This window comes from Accumulibacter sp. (assembly GCF_029255125.1).
Lineage (GTDB): Bacteria > Pseudomonadota > Gammaproteobacteria > Burkholderiales > Rhodocyclaceae > Accumulibacter.
Genome location: NZ_JAPUVR010000113.1, coordinates 1 through 17,874, shown reverse-complemented (window position 1 = coordinate 17,874; position 17,874 = coordinate 1). Strand labels below are relative to the sequence as shown.

19 protein-coding genes and 1 pseudogene are annotated in these 17,874 nt (G+C 64.5%); 6 read left to right on the top strand and 14 right to left on the bottom strand.

The window, feature by feature from the left end; all coding sequences use genetic code 11:
• The 13 genes from Q1L59_RS11880 to Q1L59_RS11820 form a co-directional block, all read right to left on the bottom strand.
• Positions 1-2,139, bottom strand: a 2,139-nt coding sequence (locus tag Q1L59_RS11880) for a transporter substrate-binding domain-containing protein (RefSeq protein WP_300332458.1), incomplete at its 3' end; no start/stop codon positions are given.
• A 425-nt stretch (positions 2,140-2,564) separates the two neighbouring features.
• Positions 2,565-2,954: a DUF2237 domain-containing protein gene (locus Q1L59_RS11875; RefSeq protein WP_300332456.1), complete on the bottom strand. Its 390-nt coding sequence runs from the start codon at positions 2,952-2,954 to the stop codon at positions 2,565-2,567.
• On the bottom strand, positions 2,951-3,145 hold the full coding sequence (gene iscX, locus Q1L59_RS11870) for a Fe-S cluster assembly protein IscX (RefSeq protein WP_300332454.1): 195 nt from the start codon (positions 3,143-3,145) through the stop codon (positions 2,951-2,953). The genes Q1L59_RS11875 and iscX overlap by 4 nt, the downstream gene beginning before the upstream one ends.
• The gene (fdx, locus tag Q1L59_RS11865; RefSeq protein WP_300332452.1) at positions 3,142-3,483 is read right to left on the bottom strand and encodes an ISC system 2Fe-2S type ferredoxin; all 342 of its coding nucleotides are present in this window, start codon (positions 3,481-3,483) and stop codon (positions 3,142-3,144) included. The genes iscX and fdx overlap by 4 nt, the downstream gene beginning before the upstream one ends.
• On the bottom strand, positions 3,480-5,381 hold the full coding sequence (hscA, locus tag Q1L59_RS11860; protein ID WP_300332450.1) for a Fe-S protein assembly chaperone HscA: 1,902 nt from the start codon (positions 5,379-5,381) through the stop codon (positions 3,480-3,482). Before hscA ends, fdx begins: the two co-directional genes overlap by 4 nt.
• 69 nt (positions 5,382-5,450) lie before the next feature.
• A complete protein-coding gene (gene hscB, locus Q1L59_RS11855; RefSeq protein WP_300332448.1) occupies positions 5,451-6,023 on the bottom strand; it encodes a Fe-S protein assembly co-chaperone HscB in 573 nt (190 codons plus the stop codon).
• A gap of 47 nt (positions 6,024-6,070) precedes the next feature.
• Positions 6,071-6,394: an iron-sulfur cluster assembly protein IscA gene (gene iscA, locus Q1L59_RS11850; RefSeq protein ID WP_300332445.1), complete on the bottom strand. Its 324-nt coding sequence runs from the start codon at positions 6,392-6,394 to the stop codon at positions 6,071-6,073.
• 37 nt (positions 6,395-6,431) lie between these two features.
• Positions 6,432-6,827 (bottom strand): Fe-S cluster assembly scaffold IscU, encoded by a 396-nt coding sequence (gene iscU / locus Q1L59_RS11845; RefSeq protein ID WP_300332443.1) that lies wholly within the window; start codon positions 6,825-6,827, stop codon positions 6,432-6,434.
• A 29-nt stretch (positions 6,828-6,856) separates the two neighbouring features.
• Positions 6,857-8,068: an IscS subfamily cysteine desulfurase gene (locus tag Q1L59_RS11840; RefSeq protein WP_300332442.1), complete on the bottom strand. Its 1,212-nt coding sequence runs from the start codon at positions 8,066-8,068 to the stop codon at positions 6,857-6,859.
• A 129-nt stretch (positions 8,069-8,197) separates the two neighbouring features.
• Positions 8,198-9,355, bottom strand: a complete 1,158-nt coding sequence (locus Q1L59_RS11835; protein WP_300332440.1) for a cysteine desulfurase family protein — start codon at positions 9,353-9,355, stop codon at positions 8,198-8,200.
• 10 nt (positions 9,356-9,365) lie between these two features.
• A complete protein-coding gene (gene iscR, locus Q1L59_RS11830; protein ID WP_300332438.1) occupies positions 9,366-9,845 on the bottom strand; it encodes a Fe-S cluster assembly transcriptional regulator IscR in 480 nt (159 codons plus the stop codon).
• Positions 9,846-9,905: 60 nt separating this feature from the next.
• On the bottom strand, positions 9,906-10,658 hold the full coding sequence (cysE, locus tag Q1L59_RS11825) for a serine O-acetyltransferase (protein WP_300332436.1): 753 nt from the start codon (positions 10,656-10,658) through the stop codon (positions 9,906-9,908).
• 45 nt (positions 10,659-10,703) lie between these two features.
• Entirely contained in the window at positions 10,704-11,531 is an 828-nt protein-coding gene (locus tag Q1L59_RS11820) for an RNA methyltransferase (protein WP_300332434.1), read from the bottom strand.
• 65 nt (positions 11,532-11,596) lie between these two features.
• On the opposite strand from Q1L59_RS11820, the gene Q1L59_RS11815 reads away from it, so the two are divergent.
• Both Q1L59_RS11815 and Q1L59_RS11810 read left to right on the top strand, forming a co-directional pair.
• Entirely contained in the window at positions 11,597-12,406 is an 810-nt protein-coding gene (locus tag Q1L59_RS11815) for an inositol monophosphatase family protein (protein WP_300332432.1), read from the top strand.
• Positions 12,407-12,593: 187 nt separating this feature from the next.
• A complete protein-coding gene (locus Q1L59_RS11810) occupies positions 12,594-13,826 on the top strand; it encodes an AAA family ATPase (protein WP_300332430.1) in 1,233 nt (410 codons plus the stop codon).
• Between the two features lie 403 nt (positions 13,827-14,229).
• On the opposite strand, the gene ald is transcribed toward Q1L59_RS11810, so the two are convergent.
• On the bottom strand, positions 14,230-15,345 hold the full coding sequence (ald, locus tag Q1L59_RS11805; RefSeq protein WP_300332428.1) for an alanine dehydrogenase: 1,116 nt from the start codon (positions 15,343-15,345) through the stop codon (positions 14,230-14,232).
• Positions 15,346-15,576: 231 nt separating this feature from the next.
• On the opposite strand from ald, the gene Q1L59_RS11800 reads away from it, so the two are divergent.
• The 4 genes and pseudogenes from Q1L59_RS11800 to Q1L59_RS11785 form a co-directional block, all read left to right on the top strand.
• Complete coding sequence (locus Q1L59_RS11800) at positions 15,577-16,221, top strand: sigma-70 family RNA polymerase sigma factor (protein WP_300332426.1); 645 nt, start codon at positions 15,577-15,579, stop codon at positions 16,219-16,221.
• The gene (locus Q1L59_RS11795) at positions 16,215-16,415 is read left to right on the top strand and encodes a zf-HC2 domain-containing protein (protein ID WP_300332424.1); all 201 of its coding nucleotides are present in this window, start codon (positions 16,215-16,217) and stop codon (positions 16,413-16,415) included. Before Q1L59_RS11800 ends, Q1L59_RS11795 begins: the two co-directional genes overlap by 7 nt.
• 201 nt (positions 16,416-16,616) lie before the next feature.
• Positions 16,617-17,678 (top strand): annotated as a pseudogene (locus Q1L59_RS11790) (permease).
• Positions 17,679-17,734: 56 nt separating this feature from the next.
• Positions 17,735-17,874: thioredoxin family protein (locus tag Q1L59_RS11785; protein ID WP_300332460.1), on the top strand; the 140-nt coding region annotated here is incomplete at its 3' end.

Here is a 17,874-nt window from a genome sequence, read left to right as displayed (position 1 = left end):
GAGGCCCAACTCCCGGATCAGAAAACTCGCGTTCACCAGATTGCCGACATAGGCGTCGGCGCGCTCGCTGGAAACGGCACGCAGAGCGTCGGCCGATCGATCGACTTCGATCAGCCTGATCTCGGGATGCTCCTGCTTGAGCTTGCCGGTCATGAAATAGCCCTTCTCCGCGGCGACAGTCTTGCCGCGCAGGCTGTCGAGCCCACTGATGAAGGGACTGTCGCGGCGCGCAAAGATGGCCCAGGGCATGTACAGATAATCTGCGCTGAGGGCAAAGTCCTTTTCTCGCTCGGGCGAGCGGTGCATGGTCAGCAACACGTCGAAATGGCGGCGCTCCTCCTTGACATCCCGCACCGACTCCGACCAGCCGACGTGATCCGCCACGAACTCGACGGTAAAGCCAAAGCGTCTGGCGACAGTCCCGAGGTAGTCGACGGAGACGCCCGCGGGAGTCGGCTGGGTGAACATGTACGGCGGCCAGTCGCTGACCCGCGCACGCACCGTGTGCCTGGCGTCCAGCCAGCGCTGCTCGGCGTCGGTGAGAACGACCTGGCGCTCGGAACGAATTCCGGCCCGGATCTTGCCGATGTAGCGCTCGGTGATCGCCAGGCGTTCTTCGCTCGGGATCGCCGCCAGCGCCTTGTTGATGATCGCCTGCAACTCCGGCCAATCGTTGCGAATACTGTAGCGCAGGCTGATCTCGCTATCCGGCGGAACGACCGCGACGCCGACTTCGGCGACGGTGCGCTCGAGCAGCAAGTAGCTGAATTGCGCGTCGCTGAGTACGCCGTCGATCTGGTTTCTGAGCAGTGCATCAAGCAGTTCGCCGTTGTTCGCCTTGGCCACCGCAAGCACACTCGGATAGTTGCGCAGCAGCCCTTCCTCTGCCGCGTTGCCTGCCTGATAGCCGACCCGCTTGCCCGCCAGCGAGGCCATATCGCGGTAGACGGCCATGTCGTTCTTGCGCGCAAAGATGTATCTGTAGCCGCGGAACGTCGAGTCGCTGAACAGGAAATAGGGCTCGCCCTCCTTCTGTCGAGTCGAGTACAGCAAACCGTCGATCTCCTTGCGCTTGGCGCGCTCGACGATATCCTTCCAGACGCCTTGCTCGATCTGCAGGTTGAGGCCGGTAAGCGAACGGATGCGCGCAAGGAAATCGGCTTCGATGCCGCTCACGCGACCGTCGGGCTCGGTGATCACAAACGGCTTCCAGGTCCGGTCTATGCCCATCACGATCGAAGGATGCGCTTCGATCCAGGCGCGCTCGCTGTCGCTCAGGCGGATCGTCACCTGCGCCAGGCGTCCGTCCATCCCGCGGTAGTAGCGGTCCTTGATCTGCAACCGCTCCTCTGCCGAGAGTGCGGCGATGCCCTTGTCGAGCAGGCTGACCAATTCCGGCCAGTCGTTACGGATCGAGAAGACCAGCTCGAGGGGCTGGCCCACGCGGAAGAGCGGCTGGAGGCGCGCCGCCTCGCTTCGACTGAGTTGGTATTCGGTCATGATCGAACCGACAAAGCCGTCCAGATTGCCGGCGAGAACGGCGGAAAAGGCAGCTCGCGAGTTGTTCATCGGAACTGCGCGCACGTTGGGGATCGCCTTCAGGGTCTTTTCCTCGAACAGGTTGCCCGCCTGGTAGCCAATCCGTTTGCCCGCCAGATGGTCGACCGAACGGATCGTCTGCGCATGGTCTCGGCGCGCGTAGAAGTATTTCCAGAGCGTCATGTACGGCCGGCTGAAATTGGCGAAAGCGCCGCGCTCGGCATGCACGACCGTGGCGGAAAGGCCATCGACTTGCCGGTTTTTCAGCTTCGTCACCATGTCGGCCCAGCGCCCCGTGACAAACGTGATGCGCGTGCCAAGCATCGCGTTGAGTTGCGCCACGAGGTCGCCGTCGATGCCCGAGAAACTGCCGTCGCTCTTCTTGAGAATGAGCGGCGCCCAGTCCTGGTCGATGCCGAGCACGATCCGCGGATGCGCCGCGATCCACGCACGCTCTTGCGGACTAAGCTCGAGCGTGCGGGTCGGCGCGGGCGCCCCGGCCTGCAGTGTCGCCGCTTGCTGCGCCGCGCTCAGCCCGAAGCAACAGGCGAGCATGCTCAGCAGCAGGGCGACCCGGCAGCAAGTCGTCCGAATGGACATCGGTCACCCCCTATCCAGCAAAGTTCTCGCACAAACCTGAACGCGCCTTGCCCGCGTCGCGCACGCGCGCAGAGCAGACCCGGCGCAGAACAGGCTGCTGCGCACTAGCCCCGCCCGGCGTCCAGCCAGCCGGACTATCCCATCCTCTGCCCATCGGACCGCAGTTTCCTACCCTATCATGCGTGCTCCGCTCGGCGAACCGCAGCACAGCGCACCAGGCTCCAATCGCTACACGCGACGTACGCCGTCAGCGTCACACGCTCGCTGCAACGGGCAAAGCCCTCGACTCCGCCCTACAGGCACACTCCAGTCGAATCTCGCCAATCTGATTATCGGCCACGATCCAGCCTTCTTGAGGCCTGTCGGCTGCGTTTTCGGGAACTGCTCGCGTCCGCCTCGGAGCGGCGCGCTCCGCGCTGGTCGCGTCAGTTCAGGTCGATCGCGTGCCGCTTCAGATCGTCCAGACTGACGATCAGCAGACACGCTTCGTTGCAGGCATTGAGAACGACGCGCGGCGCCTTGCCGGCACGCAGCGCGTCGCGCCAGCGGGTCGCGCAGAGGCACCAGCGGTCGCCCGGTCTGAGGCCGGGAAACGCGAACTCCGGGCGTGGGGTCGACAGGTCGTTGCCCTGCGCACGCGAAAAAGCGAGGAAGTCGGCCGTCGCGACGATGCAGACGGTATGGCTGCCAAGGTCTTCGTCGCTGGTCGTGCAACAGCCATCGCGAAAATAGCCGGTCAGCGGCTTCTCGCTGCACGAACCGAGGATGCCGCCGAGAACGTTGCGCTGTTGGCCGCCATGATCGCTCGGTTTCATGCGAGTTCGTCGATCCAGGCCTGCTGGATCGCCTCCAGGATCTTTTCGCCGCAGCGGCTTGCCTGGTCGTCGAAGCCCGGTAGAGCGAGCACCCAGTGCATCAGGTCGACGAAGTTGATGCGCAGCGGATCGACCTGCGGATGCGCGTCGATCAGTTCGCTGACGATTTCGTTGATGTCGGTCCACTTCATCGCTTTCCCTCCTTGGCCATATTGATCGAGTAACGCGGGATTTCGATGACCAGCGGCGTTTGCCCGACCAGCGCCTGGCACGAGAGACGCGAGTTCGGTTCGAGACCCCAGGCCTTGTCGAGCAGATCGTCCTCGACTTCGTCCGACGGGTCGAGCGAGGCAAAGCCTTCACGCACGATGACGTGACAGGTCGTACACGCGCACGACATCTCGCAGGCGTGTTCGATCGCCACACCGTTCTCGAGCAGATTCTGGCAGATCGACTCGCCCGGCCGGGCGTCGAACAGCGCGCCGTCCGGACAGAGTTCCACGTGCGGGAGGACGATCACTTGCGTCATGCGCCTTCTCCGCTCTTCGCCAACGACAGATCGCCCGCCAGCTCGCTGATGTTGCGCCCGGCGAAAGCCCGCCGGATCGACCTGTCCATTCGTCGCGCGGCAAACTCCTTCGTTTCGGCCTCGAGATCGTCCATCGCAACCACGAGCTGGCGCCGATTCTCGCCTGCCGCGGCGTTGTGCAAACCAAGCAGGCCGCGTTCGATGCGCGAGCGCTCATCGGCAGCGAGCAGATCGCCGTCGGCGGCGAGCGCCGAACGTACGGCTTCGATCAGCCGCTCGGCCTCGACGCGTGCCTCCTGCAGGGCGCGTAGCTGGGCATCGTCTTTGACGTGCGCCAGCGAGTCCTTGAGCATCGCGGCAATCTCGTCGTCGGACAGGCCGTACGACGGCTTGACGACGACGCCAGTTTCTACGCCCGAGCCAAGTTCGCGCGCGCTGACGGCGAGCAGCCCGTCGGCATCGACCTGGAAGGTGACGCGTATGCGCGCCGCGCCGGCCACCAGCGGCGGAATGCCGCGCAGTTCGAAACGGGCGAGCGAACGACAATCGCCGACCAGTTCGCGTTCGCCTTGTACGATGTGCAAGGCGAGTGCCGTCTGCCCGTCGCGGAAGGTGGTGAATTCCTGCGCGCGTGCGGTTGGAATCGTCGAGTTGCGCGGAACGATTTTTTCGACCAGCCCGCCCATCGTTTCCAGACCGAGCGAAAGCGGGATGACGTCGAGCAACAGCCAATCGTCACCGGTGCTGCGGTTGCCGGCAAGCAGATTGGCCTGCATGGCCGCACCAAGCGCGACGACCTTCTCCGGATCGAGGTTGTTCAGGGGTTCCTGGCGAAAGAAGTCGCCGACGGCACGTTGCACCTGCGGCATCCGCGTTGCGCCGCCGACCATGACCACGCCCTTGATGTCGCCGACCGTCAGGCCGGCGTCGCGCAAGGCTTTCTTGACCGGCTGCAGCGTCTTGGCGAGCAAGGTCCGGGTGATCTCGCTGAACGTCTCGGTGGTCAGTCGCAGATCGACTATCTCGCCGCTGGTCAGCCGCGCGCTGATCGGTGCCACACCGTGGAAGCTCAGGTACTCCTTGGCTTCGCGCGCGCGCGTCAGCAGCATGCGCGCGTCTTCGACCGAAAGCGGTGCGAGCTGTGCGCTTTCGAGAATCCAGCAGAAAATGCGCTGATCGAAGTCGTCGCCGCCCAGCGCCGAGTCGCCGCCAGTCGCCAGCACCTCGAAAACGCCGCGTGCCAGGCGCAGAATCGAGATATCGAAAGTACCGCCGCCCAGGTCGTATACCGCGTAGACGCCTTCGGCGCCGTTGTCCAGACCGTAGGCGATCGCCGCTGCCGTAGGTTCGTTGAGCAGGCGCAGTACCGGCAGACCGGCGAGCTTGGCGGCATCCTTCGTCGCCTGCCGCTGGGCGTCGTCGAAATACGCGGGCACGGTGATCACCGCACCGACTAGTGTTCCGCCAAGCGCGCTTTCGGCGCGTAGACGCAAGGTGCGCAGGATTTCCGCCGAGATTTCGACCGGGCTTTTCACGCCCGCGACGGTCTGCAGGCGCAGCATGCCGGGAGCCTCGTCAAAACGATACGGCAGATCTTCGCGGTACGGCACGTCCTTGATTCCGCGTCCCATGAAACGCTTCACTGAAACGATGGTATTGCGTGGATCGATCGCTTGCTGCGCCTGAGCCTCGTAGCCGGCGGCGCAGCTACCATCGGGCAGGTAGCGCACGACCGAAGGCAGCAGCGGCCGGCCGAGTTCGTCGTTGAGCACGACGGCGAGGCCGCTGCGTACCGTCGCGACGAGCGAATTGGTCGTGCCGAGATCGATGCCGACCGCCAGCCGATGCCGGTGCGGCGCGGCCGACTCGCCGGGTTCCGCTATCTGTAGTAAAGCCATCTGTATGAAAGGTCCTGGGTGCTAACTGGAGAGAGACCACAACGTCGCTATCGACGCTTGCGGTACCGCCTAGGCGTCACATGCGGCCATCGCCTCATCGAGGTCGGCGAGCAGTTTCTCGATGAACATCAGGCGCCGCACACGATCGGCCGCCTCGACGAAATCCTGCCGCTCGTCGAAGAGATCGCCGAGTTCGTCATAGCGGCTGGATAGCTCGCGCTGCAGGCGGTGATGCATATGTTCGAGTTCATGATGGTCGCCAGCGGCGCGCGCTTCTGCCACTGCCTCGCGCCATTCGAGCTGCTCGATCAGGAAATCCGCCGGCATCAGCGTGTTGTTCTCGTCAGCGACATCGTGCGCGGCGAGATGGAGCAGGTACTTCGCCCGCGCCAAAGGCTTCTTCAGCGTCTGATAGGCTTCGTTGACGCGCGTCGACCACTGCATCGCCAATCGCCGGGCAGAGTCGTCAGCGGCGGCAAAGCGATCCGGGTGGACTGAGGCCTGCAGTTCGACATACGCTCGGTCGAGCTGCGCCGCCGCCAGGCGAAAGCTGCGTGGCAGGGCAAACAGCGAGAAGAAATCGGTCGACAGGTCGAGCGGCTCACGCCCGGACATCAGGCGACTGGCAGGGGCCACCGGCATCGGCCACTCAAGCGCGAGACGCCGGCCAGCTCAGCCGCCGGCCGTACTCAGACATTGAAGCTCTCGCCACAGCCACAGGCATCCTTGACGTTCGGGTTATTGAAGCGGAAACCCTCGTTGAGCCCTTCGCGCGTGTAGTCGAGCTCGGTCCCGTCGAGGTAGGGCAAACTCTTGGCATCGACCAGCAGACGGACACCGTGCGACTCGAACTCGATGTCATCCGGCTGAGCAGCATCGGCGAACTCCAGCTTATAGGCCATGCCGGAACAACCGCTGGTCCGCACACCAAGCCGCAGGCCTATCCCCTTGCCGCGCTTCTTCATGTACTTGGCGACGTGGCTCGCTGCCCGTTCAGAAAGCGTCACTGCCATAAAAACTCCTTGCTTACATTCATCTGCAGAAATTCGTTCAGCCTGCCGCAGCCTCGCCGTGGCGCTTCCGGTAATCGGCAACGGCTGCCTTGATCGCGTCCTCGGCAAGAATCGAACAGTGGATCTTGACTGGCGGCAGCGCCAGTTCGTCGGCGATCTGCGTGTTCTTGATATCGAGCGCCTGTTCGATCGTCTTCCCTTTCACCCACTCGGTGACCAGAGAAGACGAGGCAATCGCCGAACCACAACCGTAGGTCTTGAACTTCGCGTCTTCGATGACGCCGCCCTTGCCAACCTTGATTTGCAGCTTCATCACATCGCCGCACGCTGGCGCGCCGACCATGCCGGTCGCCACCCCTTCGTCGTCCTTGGCGAACGAACCGACGTTGCGCGGATTCTCGTAGTGATCGAGCACTTTCACACTGTAGGCCATGCTGTATCTCCTTCAATCGACGGGCCGCGTCAATGCGCTGCCCACTGCACCGTATTCAGGTCAATGCCTTCCTGCACCATCTCCCACAACGGCGAGAGTTCGCGTAGCTTGCCAATCTTGGCATGCAGCAAGTTGATCGCGTAATCCACCTCCTCTTCCGTGGTGAATCGGCCGAGCGTGAAGCGGATCGAACTGTGCGCCAGTTCGTCCTCGCGACCGAGCGCACGCAGGACGTAGGATGGCTCCAGCGAGGCCGAAGTGCACGCCGAGCCCGACGAGACGGCCAAATCCTTGACCGCCATCAGCAGCGACTCGCCTTCGACATAGGCGAAACTCAGGTTGAGGTTGTGCGGCACGCGCTGTTCGAGGTCGCCATTCACATAGACGTGCTCGATGTCCGACAGACCCGCCAGCAAGCGGTCGCGCAACATGCGGATGCGCTCGTTCTCGCTGCCCATTTCCAGCCGCGCCAGGCGGAAAGCCTCGCCCATGCCGACGATCTGGTGCGTCGGCAGGGTACCCGAACGGAAACCGCGTTCGTGCCCACCGCCGTGCATCTGCGCCGCCAGACGAACGCGCGGCTTGCGCCGCACGTAGAGCGCACCGATCCCCTTCGGCCCATACGTCTTGTGCGCCGAGAAACTCATCAGATCGACATGCAACTGCGCCAGATCGATCGGCAGCTTGCCCGTCGCCTGTGCCGCATCGACATGCAGGAGCACTCCGCGCGCGCGGCAGATCTCGCCGATTTCGGCGATCGGCTGGATGACGCCGATCTCGTTATTGACGAACATGACCGAAGCCAGGATCGTGTCCGGCCGGAGCGCGGCGGCAAAGGCGGCCAAGTCGAGCAGCCCGTCTTCCCGGACATCGAGATAGCTAACGCTGAACCCTTGTCGCTCGAGCTCGCGACAGGTATCAAGCACCGCCTTGTGTTCGGTCTTCAGCGTCACGATGTGCTTGCCCTTGCCGGCGTAGAACTGCGCCGCACCTTTCAGCGCCAGATTGTTCGACTCGGTCGCGCCGGACGTCCAGACGATCTCCTTGGCGTCGGCATTGACCAGCCGCGCGACCTCTTCGCGCGCCGTTTCGACTGCCGCTTCGGCTTCCCAGCCAAAGGAATGCGAGCGCGATGCGGGATTACCGAATTTCTCGACCAGATACGGCATCATCTGGGCGGCAACCCGCGGGTCCACCGGCGTCGTCGCCGAGTAGTCGAGATAGATGGGCAACCTCAACATGGCTCTTTCCCTGCTTCAAGCTCGTCTTGCCTGTGTTTCATGACTTCCGAGAATCCTCTGCATCTGTGCCTGGGAGGAGCCTGGGCGATCAGGCGCCCAACCGCCATCCGGCGTACGAAAAAAAGTTGCCTAACCGGACATTGCGGTCAGGCGGCGCAACCGGGCAAGCGTCGCGTGCAAGGCGGACAGGAAGCCATCGACCTGCTCCGCGGTGCTCGTCGCGCCCAGACTTGCGCGCACCGCAGCACGCGCCAGTTCAGGGCTCACCCCCATGGCACGCAAGACATGCGACGGTTCGGGACTGGCGCTCGAACACGCTGCGCCGCTGGCGGCCGCATAACCGGCCCGGTCAAGCTGTCCGACCAGCGTTTCGCCGTCAAGTTCCGGCAGTGCGAAATACACGGTGTTTGGCAAACGAGCCGCCGCCACGCCGAAAACCGTCGCGCCCAAAGCGAGCAAACCGCTCTCCAGCCGCTGGCGCAGGTTGGCCACATGCCGCGCATACGCTGCCTGACGTTCCGCCGCCAGAGTGCAGGCAACGCCAAGACCGACGATCGCCGCGACGTTCTCGGTACCCGAGCGCAAGCCTCGCTCGTGCCCGCCACCGGCAATCAGGGATTCAAGCTCGACGCGCTTGTCGAGGACCAAGGCGGCCGCCCCTTTCGGTCCGCCAAGCTTGTGCCCGGACAAGGTGAGCGCGTGCACCCCGGCCGCGTTGAGACGCCGAAAATCGACCGGCAGCTTGCCAACCGCTTGCACCGCATCGGTGTGAAACCATGCCTGCGCACTGCGTGCAGCGGCAGCAAGCGCCTCGACATCCTGCACGACGCCGGTCTCGTTGTTCGCCAGCATGACCGAGACCAGCTTCGGTCGTGCGCGCATCAGCTCGGCAAAAGCCGCGGCATCGACCCTGCCCGCAGCATCCACCGACGCTCGGTGCAGCGTCCACCCACGCCTGGCCAGTTGCTCGGCCGGCCTGAGCACGCAAGGATGCTCGAGCGCGCTGACGACCAGCGCGCCGGGCCGCAAACACGCCGCTGCTCCCTTCAGGAAAAGGTTGTTGGCCTCCGATCCACAGCTCGTGAAGATCACTTCGTTCGCTTGTGCGCCGACGGCGGCGGCCACCTTGCCGCGCGCCTCGTCGATTGCGCGCCGCGCCGCCCGACCATACTCGTGCCGGCTCGAGGCGTTGCCGAACTGTACCGAGAAATACGGCAGCATCGCCTCGAGCACCGCCGGCTCAACCGGCGTCGTCGCGTTATGGTCGAAGTAGACGGGAGCGAACATGATGCGGCGATCAACTCCCGAGCGCAGCCGCCTTCGCGCGCGGCCGTCCGCGCCGATAGGTCTTGCCGGCACCGGCGTCGGCGACCTGACCCTGCTGCTCGACCAACTCGGCCAGCGTCACCGAACTCAGATACTCGAACATCTTGTCGTTCAAGGTGGACCACAGATCATGCGTCATGCAACGCTCGTCCTCGCGACAGTTTTCCTTGCCGCGACACTGGGTCGCATCGAGCGGTTCGTCGACCGCGCGAATGATGTCGGTGACCGTCATCTCGCCGACCGCACGCGCCAGGCGATAGCCGCCGCCGGGACCACGCACGCTGGACACCAGACCATAGCGACGCAGCTTGCCGAAGAGTTGTTCGAGATAGGACAGCGAGATTTTCTGCCTTTCGCTGATTCCCGCCAGGGAAACCGGACCGTCGCTGCAGCGTTGGGCGAGATCCACCATTGCCGTTACGGCAAAACGTCCTTTTGTAGTTAAACGCATGCTTCCTCCTTTGATGATAATAGTTGCGCAAGCACTACAACTATATAAAAAATCCGCCTATTAGTCAACTATTCTGCTCAGGTATTGCGGATCGAAACGATCCGCCGCAGCCAGTTCACCCTCGACGGCTACACCAGCCTCCTCGAGTTTCCTCAATAAGGCTTCAAAACGCCGATCCGCTTCAACAGCATGATCGAGCAAACCATGGATTGCTTTTGCCAGCGGATCGTCCACCTCGCCGGCCAGCGCATAGGCCGAGAAACCGAGTTGACCGGCCATCTCCTCGCGCTTCTGCGCCTGCTCGCCGTCGATGATCCGGGCCGGGTTGCCAACGGCTGTCGCGCGTGCCGGGACATCCTTGACGACGACCGCGTTCGAACCAACCTTGGCCGACCGGCCGATGGTGATCGGTCCGAGGATCTTGGCCCCGGCGCCGATCACCACGCCGCTCTCCAGCGTCGGGTGACGCCGGCCCTTGTTCCACGACGTTCCACCGAGCGTCACGCCGTGGTACAGCGTCACGTCGTCGCCGATCACCGCCGTCTCGCCAATCACCACGCCCATGCCGTGATCGATGAACAGACGGCGGCCGATCGTCGCACCGGGATGGATTTCGATCCCGGTAAAGAAACGGCCCAGGTGCGAAACAAAGCGGCCGAGCCAGCGCAAACGGTGCGTCCATAGCCAATGCGCCAGCCGGTGGCTGACCATCGCGTGTACGCCGGGATAGCACGTCAGCACTTCCCACGACGTGCGTGCAGCGGGATCCCGATCGAAAACGGACTGAATGTCTTCGCGCAACCGGGCGAACATCAAGCATGGCTCCTCAAGTCAAACCCGCGATCATACAATACCATACTATGTCTGTCCACTATTTTTGGGGACAAGAGAAGATTCGTCGTTCGCCGGGCCGACCTCCGCTGGCTCGCGCCGGGGCTCGAGCGCGTCGAGCAGGCCGCGCAGGATGTTGATCTCGTCACGCTCCAGCGTCGCGCGGCCAAACAGGCGGCGCAGTTTGGCCATCAGACGACGCGGCTGGTGCGGGTCGAGGAAGCCGCTGGCGATCATGACCCGTTCCAGGTGCGTGTAGAAGGCTTCGACCTCGGCGTGCAGGGCCGGTGGCGAGACGAAGGGAACCGTGCGCGTCGAGCGAGGTGGAGCACCGGCAAAAGCAGCCAGCCGCAGTTCATAGCACAACACCTGCACCGCTGCCGCCAGATTGAGCGAACCATACGCCGGGTCGCCCGGAATATGGATCGTTTGCCGGCAGCGCTGCACGTCGGCGTTCGTCAGACCGGCCGTCTCATTGCCGAAAAGCAGGGCCACTTCGCCCGTCGCCGCCCACGCGACGACTTCCGCTGCGGCCGCGCGCGCCGCCAGGGCGGGCGGCCCGAGATGGCGCTGGCGGGCGGTCACGGCTCCGGCATACACGGTCGCCGCCAGCGCGCCATCGACGCTGGCGCAGACGCGCGCAGCACGCAGCACATCCTCCGCCCCCGCCGCCCGCGCGTCCGCCTCGCCATCCGGAAAACGCTTCGGATTGACCAGCCAGAGGTGCGACAAGCCCATCGTCTTCATCGCCCGCGCCGCCGCGCCGATGTTGCCCGGATGGCTGGGCTGAACGAGGACGATGTGTACGCGATCGAGCAAGGCGCGCGAAGTTTCCGATTCGCCTGCGCCGTTCATATTAGAATCCGTGATCCTCCAAAACAATCGGGCGGCCGCAGCCGCCCGTCCCGTACGCCAAGACCATGCATCCAGCGCTCAACATCATCATCCGGGCGGCGCGCCGCGCCAGCCAGATCATCAACCGCGCCTCGCTCGACCTCGAACACCTGCAGGTGACCAGCAAGCGCCAGAGCGACTTCGTCACCGAGGTCGACAGGGCCGCCGAAGCGGCGATCATCGAAGTCCTGCACGAGGCCTATCCCGAATATGGAATTCTAGCAGAGGAGTCTGGCCACACCGCCGGTCGGGCTGCCGGCAGCGAGTACCAGTGGATCATCGACCCGCTCGACGGAACGACCAACTACATTCACGGCCTGCCGCAATACGCCATCTCGATCGCGCTGGCACACCGCGGACAGCTCGTGCACGCTGCGGTCTATGACACTACGCGCAACGAAATGTTCACCGCCAGCAAGGGCGGCGGCGCCTTTCTCAACGAGCGGCGAATCCGCGTCAGCAAGTGCCTGAAGCTGGAAGACGCGCTGATCGGCACCGGCTTCCCCTACCGCGTGCAGGAGCACATCGACACTTACCTGGCGATCTTCAAGGACCTGACGCGCAAGACAGCCGGCATACGCCGCCCGGGCGCTGCCTCGCTCGACCTCGCCTACGTCGCCTGCGGGCGCTACGATGGCTTCTGGGAGTTCGGCCTCTCACCCTGGGATATTGCCGGCGGCGCCCTCCTGGTGGCCGAAGCCGGCGGCCTGATCGGCGATCTCGCCGGCAACGAAACCTATCTGCAGACCGGCAACGTGATCGCCGGAACGCCCCGGGTTTTCGCGCAACTTCTGCAGGTGATCGACCCCCATCGCAAACCTGGCCTGAACGCCTGAGGCGCCGAGGCCCGGCGCACGGCATTTCCCCGCGGCAGGCACTGACCTCGCCCCTGCACAGCGCATGCCGAATCGACGATAATCCGCCCAGGCGCCGACTCGGAATGCGCCCTCTCCGGCTTACCCGGCGGGCCGGCTCCGCCGGCCCGCCGACCCGCCAGCCGGACGATCGAGACCTGGAGGCAACATGCTGACAAGCGACGCAGCGACCCGCACACCGGCTCGCATCGAGTACCTCAAAGTACGCAACTTCCGCGCTCTGCACGACATCGAGTTCAAGGGACTGACCCCGATGACCGTCCTCCTCGGCCCCAACGGCAGTGGCAAGTCGACCGTGTTCGACGTCTTTGCGTTCCTCGCCGAATGCTTTGAACTCGGTTTGCGGCGAGCCTGGGACAAGCGCGGACGCGCCAAGGAACTCAAGACGCGCGGCAGCGATGGGCCAGTGGCCATCGAAATCAAGTACAAAGAGCATGGGTACCCGCTGATCACGTATCACGTCGCCGTCGATGAACGCAAGCACGGCCCGGTCGTCGTCGAAGAATGGCTGCAATGGCGACGAGGGCAGCGGGGGAAGCCCTTTCGCTTTCTTGACTACCGTGAAGGACAAGGACGTGCGACAAGTCGCGAGTTGCCCGACGAAGAGGACCGGCGTATCGACGTACCGCTCAAGTCGCCCGATCTGCTGGCGGTCAACGCCCTCGGTCAGTTTGCCGAGCATCCGCGGGTAGCCGCGTTGCGTGAGTTCATTACCGGCTGGCACGTGTCCTACCTCGCAGCCGATACGGCACGCGGTCAACCCGAAGCCGGACCGCAAGAGCGTCTGAGCAAGACCGGTGACAATCTGGCGAATGTCATCCAATATCTGGCTGAACAGCATCCGGAACTGCTTGAGCGCATTTTTGCTGCCCTGCGCGCGCGCGTACCCCGTGTCGAACGCGTCCTCGCCGAAACGATGCTGGACGGGCGCCTGCTTCTGCAGATCAAGGACGCGCCTTTCAGTCATCCGGTGCTGGCCAGGTTTGCCTCGGACGGCACGCTCAAGATGCTGGCTTATCTCGTCCTGCTCTATGACCCGGATCCACCCCCTTTCATCGGCATGGAGGAACCGGAGAACTTTCTCCATCCCCGCCTGCTGCCCGAAGTGGCCGAGGAATGTCGTGCCGCGTGCGAACGCACGCAAGTCCTGGTCACCACGCATTCACCCTTCTTCCTCAACGCCCTGAAGCCGAAAGAGACGCGTGTATTGTTGCGCGACGAAAGCGGTCACACCCAGGCCCGCCGAGCAGACGAACTGCGGGGAGTACCGGAGCAGATCAAGCAGGGGGCGCAACTCGGGCACCTCTGGATGGAAGGCTTTCTTGGCCTTGGCGATCCCTTGGTCAACCAGGGCGGTCCGACTGCGCCGCTTGCTCGATGACGGCGAGCGTCGCGCACTTGGAGTTCCTGGTCGACGACCGGTCCATGGAGGTTTTCCTGCGCTCACTGCTGCCTCAACTGCATGCGGTGATTGCTGAAGTGACAAGCCCCTGAGCAATCCGCAGCGCTCACCCGAGTGGAGCAGCGGGCGCCCGACAGTCGCCGCCCTTCCTGGCCACCCGCGCCGCGCAGCGCGGCGGCTAGCGACCGCCGCGGCTGCCGCCCTTGTCCCAGGCGTAGCGGACGGTACGCTGCCAGCGCGCTGCGGCGCCGGGGGATACCTGGCGTGCGCCGGCCGACGACCGCGCAGCCCCGCCGCCGCGCGCTGGCGGGCTTGCCGGCAGCAGCTTTCCCGCTTTGAGCCGACCGCTCGGCTTGCCGCGCGCGCTCGCCACCGCCGCCGCTCAGCCGATCACCGACAAGGCGTCGTGATAGTCGTAATGCAGGTCCTCCGCCACCTCACGACAGGTGACCTTGCCGAAAGCCACGTTCAGCCCGTTGCGCAGGTGCTCGTTGTCGCGCAGCGCGCTGCGCCAGCCCTTGTCGGCGATTTGCAGTGCAAAGGGCAGCGTCGCGTTGTTCAGCGCATAGGTCGAGGTGCGCGGCACGCCGCCCGGCATGTTGGCGACGCAGTAATGGACGACGTTGCCGACGACGTAGGTCGGTTCGGCGTGCGTCGTCGGATGCGCGGTCTCGCAGCACCCACCCTGGTCGATGGCGACGTCCACGATCACCGAACCAGGCTTCATCGCGTCGATCATCTGGCGCGTAATCAGCTTTGGTGCCGCTGCGCCCGGGATGAGTACGCCGCCGATCACCAGGTCGGCGCGCAGGACGTGCTGCTCGACATTGTCGCGATTGGAAAAGACGGTGATCACGCGGGCACCGAGCAGGCGGTCCATCTTGCGCAAAACGTCGATGTTGCGGTCGATGACGACCACCTGAGCGCCGGTACCGACGGCCATCTGCGCGGCATTCGAACCGACCACCCCACCGCCCAGGATGAGGATGCGCGCCGAGGGAACGCCGGCAACGCCGCCGAGCAGCACACCCATCCCGCCGTGCGCCTTCTCCAGACAGTAGGCACCGGCCTGGATCGACATCCGGCCGGCGACTTCGGACATCGGCGCGAGCAGCGGCAAGCCGCCGCCCGGCTGGGTCACCGTCTCGTAGGCAATGCAGACTGCACCGCTGGCGACCAGTCCGGCGCACTGCTCCGGATCGGGCGCCAGATGCAGGTAGGTGTAAAGGATCTGGCCTTCGCGCAACATCGCGCGCTCGCCCGCCTGCGGTTCCTTCACCTTGACGATCATCTCGCACTCGGCGAAGACTTCCTCGGCGGTTTCCACGATGCGTCCGCCGGCTTTACGATAGACCTCGTCGGTGGCGCCGATACCGCACCCGGCACCGCTCTCGACGGTGACCTGATGACCGTGCGCGACCATCTCGCGCACCGACGAAGGCGTCAGTCCGACGCGATATTCGTGATTCTTGATCTCCCTTGGAACGCCAACATGCATCGCGGTCTCCTTGCCAATGGTTGCGGTTCGAGCATCTTATTTGATTTCGCAAGCGGCGGCGAATCGCCGTCGGCGCGCGCGCCGGATAGCGCACCGTCGAGGCGGCGCCAGCATACGCTTTCCGGCGCCGGCGCTTGTCGCTACACTCTTACCTCCTGTCGCGCCCGGCATCGATCATCGTCGGTTGATGCGGCGATCCCTTGGCCAACGTATTGCCTCCGTCAAGCCCGCATGCCTGCTGAACCACGCAAACCAGCCGATGCACCGCCCGGCGCCAGCCGCCGGCTGCCGGCGGAAGCCGCCGCCATCGCCGACGAGATGGAAGGTTTTCGGCGCGACATGCTGCGCTTCGCGCTGCTTCAACTGCGTGACCGGGCAAGCGCCGAGGACGCGGTGCAAGAGGCAATGCTGGCGGCGCTCGAGTCGGCCGACCGTTTCGCCCAGCGCGCCCGCCTCAAGACCTGGGTTTTTTCGATCCTGCGCAACAAGATCGTAGACGCGATCCGGCGCCGGGCGCGCGAACCAAGCTGCGAGGCAAGAGAGAACGAGGTGGACGACGATGACTTCACTCCGCTGTACACCGCCGATGGCCACTGGCAACGCGAAATGCGGCCAGCGACCTGGGGCAACCCGGAGAAGGCCTTCGAAAACCGCAGCTTCTGGGCGGTCCTCGACGCCTGTCTGAACGATCTCCCGCCGGCTACCGCCCGCGTCTTCATGATGCGTGAAATGCTCGGTCTGGAAACCGGCGAGATCTGCCGCGAGCTGTCGATGACCGCGAACCACTGCTGGGTCGTCCTCCATCGGGCACGCATGAGCCTTCGCCTCTGCCTGGACCAGAGATGGTTTGCCAGCGGAGCCGAGCGACCATGCTGACTTGCCGACGCGCCGCTCGCCTGCTTTCCGAAGCCTTGGATCGCCCGCTCAGCGCGCGCGAGCGCACCGCGCTGCGCCTGCATACGCTGCTCTGTATCGGCTGCCGCAACTACCGGCGACAACTCGCCTTGCTGCGCCAGGCTTGCCAGCGCCGGGCCAGCGGCGAGGAAGTGATGCCGTCCGCCGAGGACTGATGGCTGCACGAATCGGTGGCGGACGACGAGCGGCGGAAGCTTGCCGCGGCGCGTCGTTGCCCAGGCGCCGGCCTGGCCAAGCGTGTAGAATGGAGTTCATCGCAAGCCCGCGTGGCGGCGCGTGCCGACGCCGGTCGGCCAGCCAGCGGCGCCCGGGCGAAGCGGCATGCACGACACTGAGGACGCTTGCCGGGCTCCAGGATGACTGCTCCCGCCTTACTACCAAAAAGCGAAACCGGCGTTGCCGCCTGCTGGGTCATCGGCCTGGCTTGCGTCGGCGCGCTCTGGTTTGCCCTTTACCGGCACCTGAGTGCGTTTGCCGATACCTTGATTGCCCTGCTCGGTCTGGCACACGGCACGGCGCTGGGCGAGGCGGTGCATTTCTTCTTCTACGACACGCCCAAGGTCTTGCTCCTGCTCACCGGGATCGTCTTCCTGATGGGCATCGTGCAGACCTTCTTCTCGCCCGAGCGAACGCGTGCGCTGCTGGCGGGCAAACGTGTCGGCGTCGGCAACGTGCTCGCGGCCAGCCTGGGAATCGTCACGCCATTCTGTTCGTGTTCGGCGGTGCCGCTGTTCATCGGTTTTCTCTCGGCCGGCGTTCCGCTCGGCGTCACGTTCTCGTTCCTCATCTCGGCACCGATGGTCAACGAGGTGGCGCTCGTCCTGCTCTTCGGCCTGTTCGGCTGGAAGGTCGCTGCGCTCTACCTCGGGCTGGGCCTGAGTGTCGCCATCGTCGCCGGCCTGGTGATCGGCAAGCTGCGCATGGAACGTCATCTCGAAGACTGGGTGCAGGGCATGCTGAACGGCACGGCACCTGAATTCGCCGGTGGCCAAATGACCTGGGTTGAACGCTTCCAGGCCGGCTGGCACCACGTGCGGGAAATCGTCGGCAAGGTCTGGCCCTACGTGGTCGCCGGCATCGCGATCGGCGCCGGCATCCACGGCTACGTGCCGGAAGACTTCATGGCTTCGATCATGGGCCGGGATGCTCCATGGTGGTCGCTGCCCGTCGCCGTCCTGATCGGGGTGCCGATGTACGCCAACGCCGCCGGCATCATCTAGATCGTCGAGGCCCTGCTCGGCAAGGGTGCCGCCCTCGGTACCGTCCTCGCCTTCATGATGAGCGTCATCGCGCTCTCCCTGCCGGAGATGATCATCTTGCGCAAGGTTCTGAAACTGCGCCTGATCCTGAGCTTCGCCGGGGTCGTCGGCGGCGGCATACTGCTGGTCGGCTACGTGTTCAACCTGGTCCTCAGCTAGGCGCCACGGGTGGCGCAGGCGGGAGCAGGCATTCCTGCTGGAAAAGGAGAAGCTGCGTGAAAGACGTCAAGGTGCTCGGCACCGGCTGTGCCAACTGCCGCAACACGATCCGGCTGATCGAGGAAGTCGCCACCGAAAAGGGCGTCGCCATCGCCCTGTCGAAAGTCGATGCGCTGCCCGAGATCATGAAATACGG

Bases quoted from the DNA above. Each gene is read 5' to 3' on its own strand.
- hscB (WP_300332448.1), bottom strand. From the start codon at position 6,023: ATGCCGGTGGCCCCTGCCAGTCGCCTGATGTCCGGGCGTGAGCCGCTC.
- Q1L59_RS11800 (WP_300332426.1), top strand. From the start codon at position 15,577: ATGCCTGCTGAACCACGCAAACCAGCCGATGCACCGCCCGGCGCCAGC.
- fdx (WP_300332452.1), bottom strand. From the start codon at position 3,483: ATGACGCAAGTGATCGTCCTCCCGCACGTGGAACTCTGTCCGGACGGC.
- iscR (WP_300332438.1), bottom strand. From the start codon at position 9,845: ATGCGTTTAACTACAAAAGGACGTTTTGCCGTAACGGCAATGGTGGAT.
- Q1L59_RS11795 (WP_300332424.1), top strand. From the start codon at position 16,215: ATGCTGACTTGCCGACGCGCCGCTCGCCTGCTTTCCGAAGCCTTGGAT.
- ald (WP_300332428.1), bottom strand. From the start codon at position 15,345: ATGCATGTTGGCGTTCCAAGGGAGATCAAGAATCACGAATATCGCGTC.
- Q1L59_RS11840 (WP_300332442.1), bottom strand. From the start codon at position 8,068: ATGTTGAGGTTGCCCATCTATCTCGACTACTCGGCGACGACGCCGGTG.
- hscA (WP_300332450.1), bottom strand. From the start codon at position 5,381: ATGGCTTTACTACAGATAGCGGAACCCGGCGAGTCGGCCGCGCCGCAC.
- Q1L59_RS11875 (WP_300332456.1), bottom strand. From the start codon at position 2,954: ATGAAACCGAGCGATCATGGCGGCCAACAGCGCAACGTTCTCGGCGGC.
- Q1L59_RS11835 (WP_300332440.1), bottom strand. From the start codon at position 9,355: ATGTTCGCTCCCGTCTACTTCGACCATAACGCGACGACGCCGGTTGAG.
- iscA (WP_300332445.1), bottom strand. From the start codon at position 6,394: ATGGCAGTGACGCTTTCTGAACGGGCAGCGAGCCACGTCGCCAAGTAC.
- Q1L59_RS11815 (WP_300332432.1), top strand. From the start codon at position 11,597: ATGCATCCAGCGCTCAACATCATCATCCGGGCGGCGCGCCGCGCCAGC.
- Q1L59_RS11810 (WP_300332430.1), top strand. From the start codon at position 12,594: ATGCTGACAAGCGACGCAGCGACCCGCACACCGGCTCGCATCGAGTAC.
- iscU (WP_300332443.1), bottom strand. From the start codon at position 6,827: ATGGCCTACAGTGTGAAAGTGCTCGATCACTACGAGAATCCGCGCAAC.
- iscX (WP_300332454.1), bottom strand. From the start codon at position 3,145: ATGAAGTGGACCGACATCAACGAAATCGTCAGCGAACTGATCGACGCG.
- cysE (WP_300332436.1), bottom strand. From the start codon at position 10,658: ATGTTCGCCCGGTTGCGCGAAGACATTCAGTCCGTTTTCGATCGGGAT.
- Q1L59_RS11820 (WP_300332434.1), bottom strand. From the start codon at position 11,531: ATGAACGGCGCAGGCGAATCGGAAACTTCGCGCGCCTTGCTCGATCGC.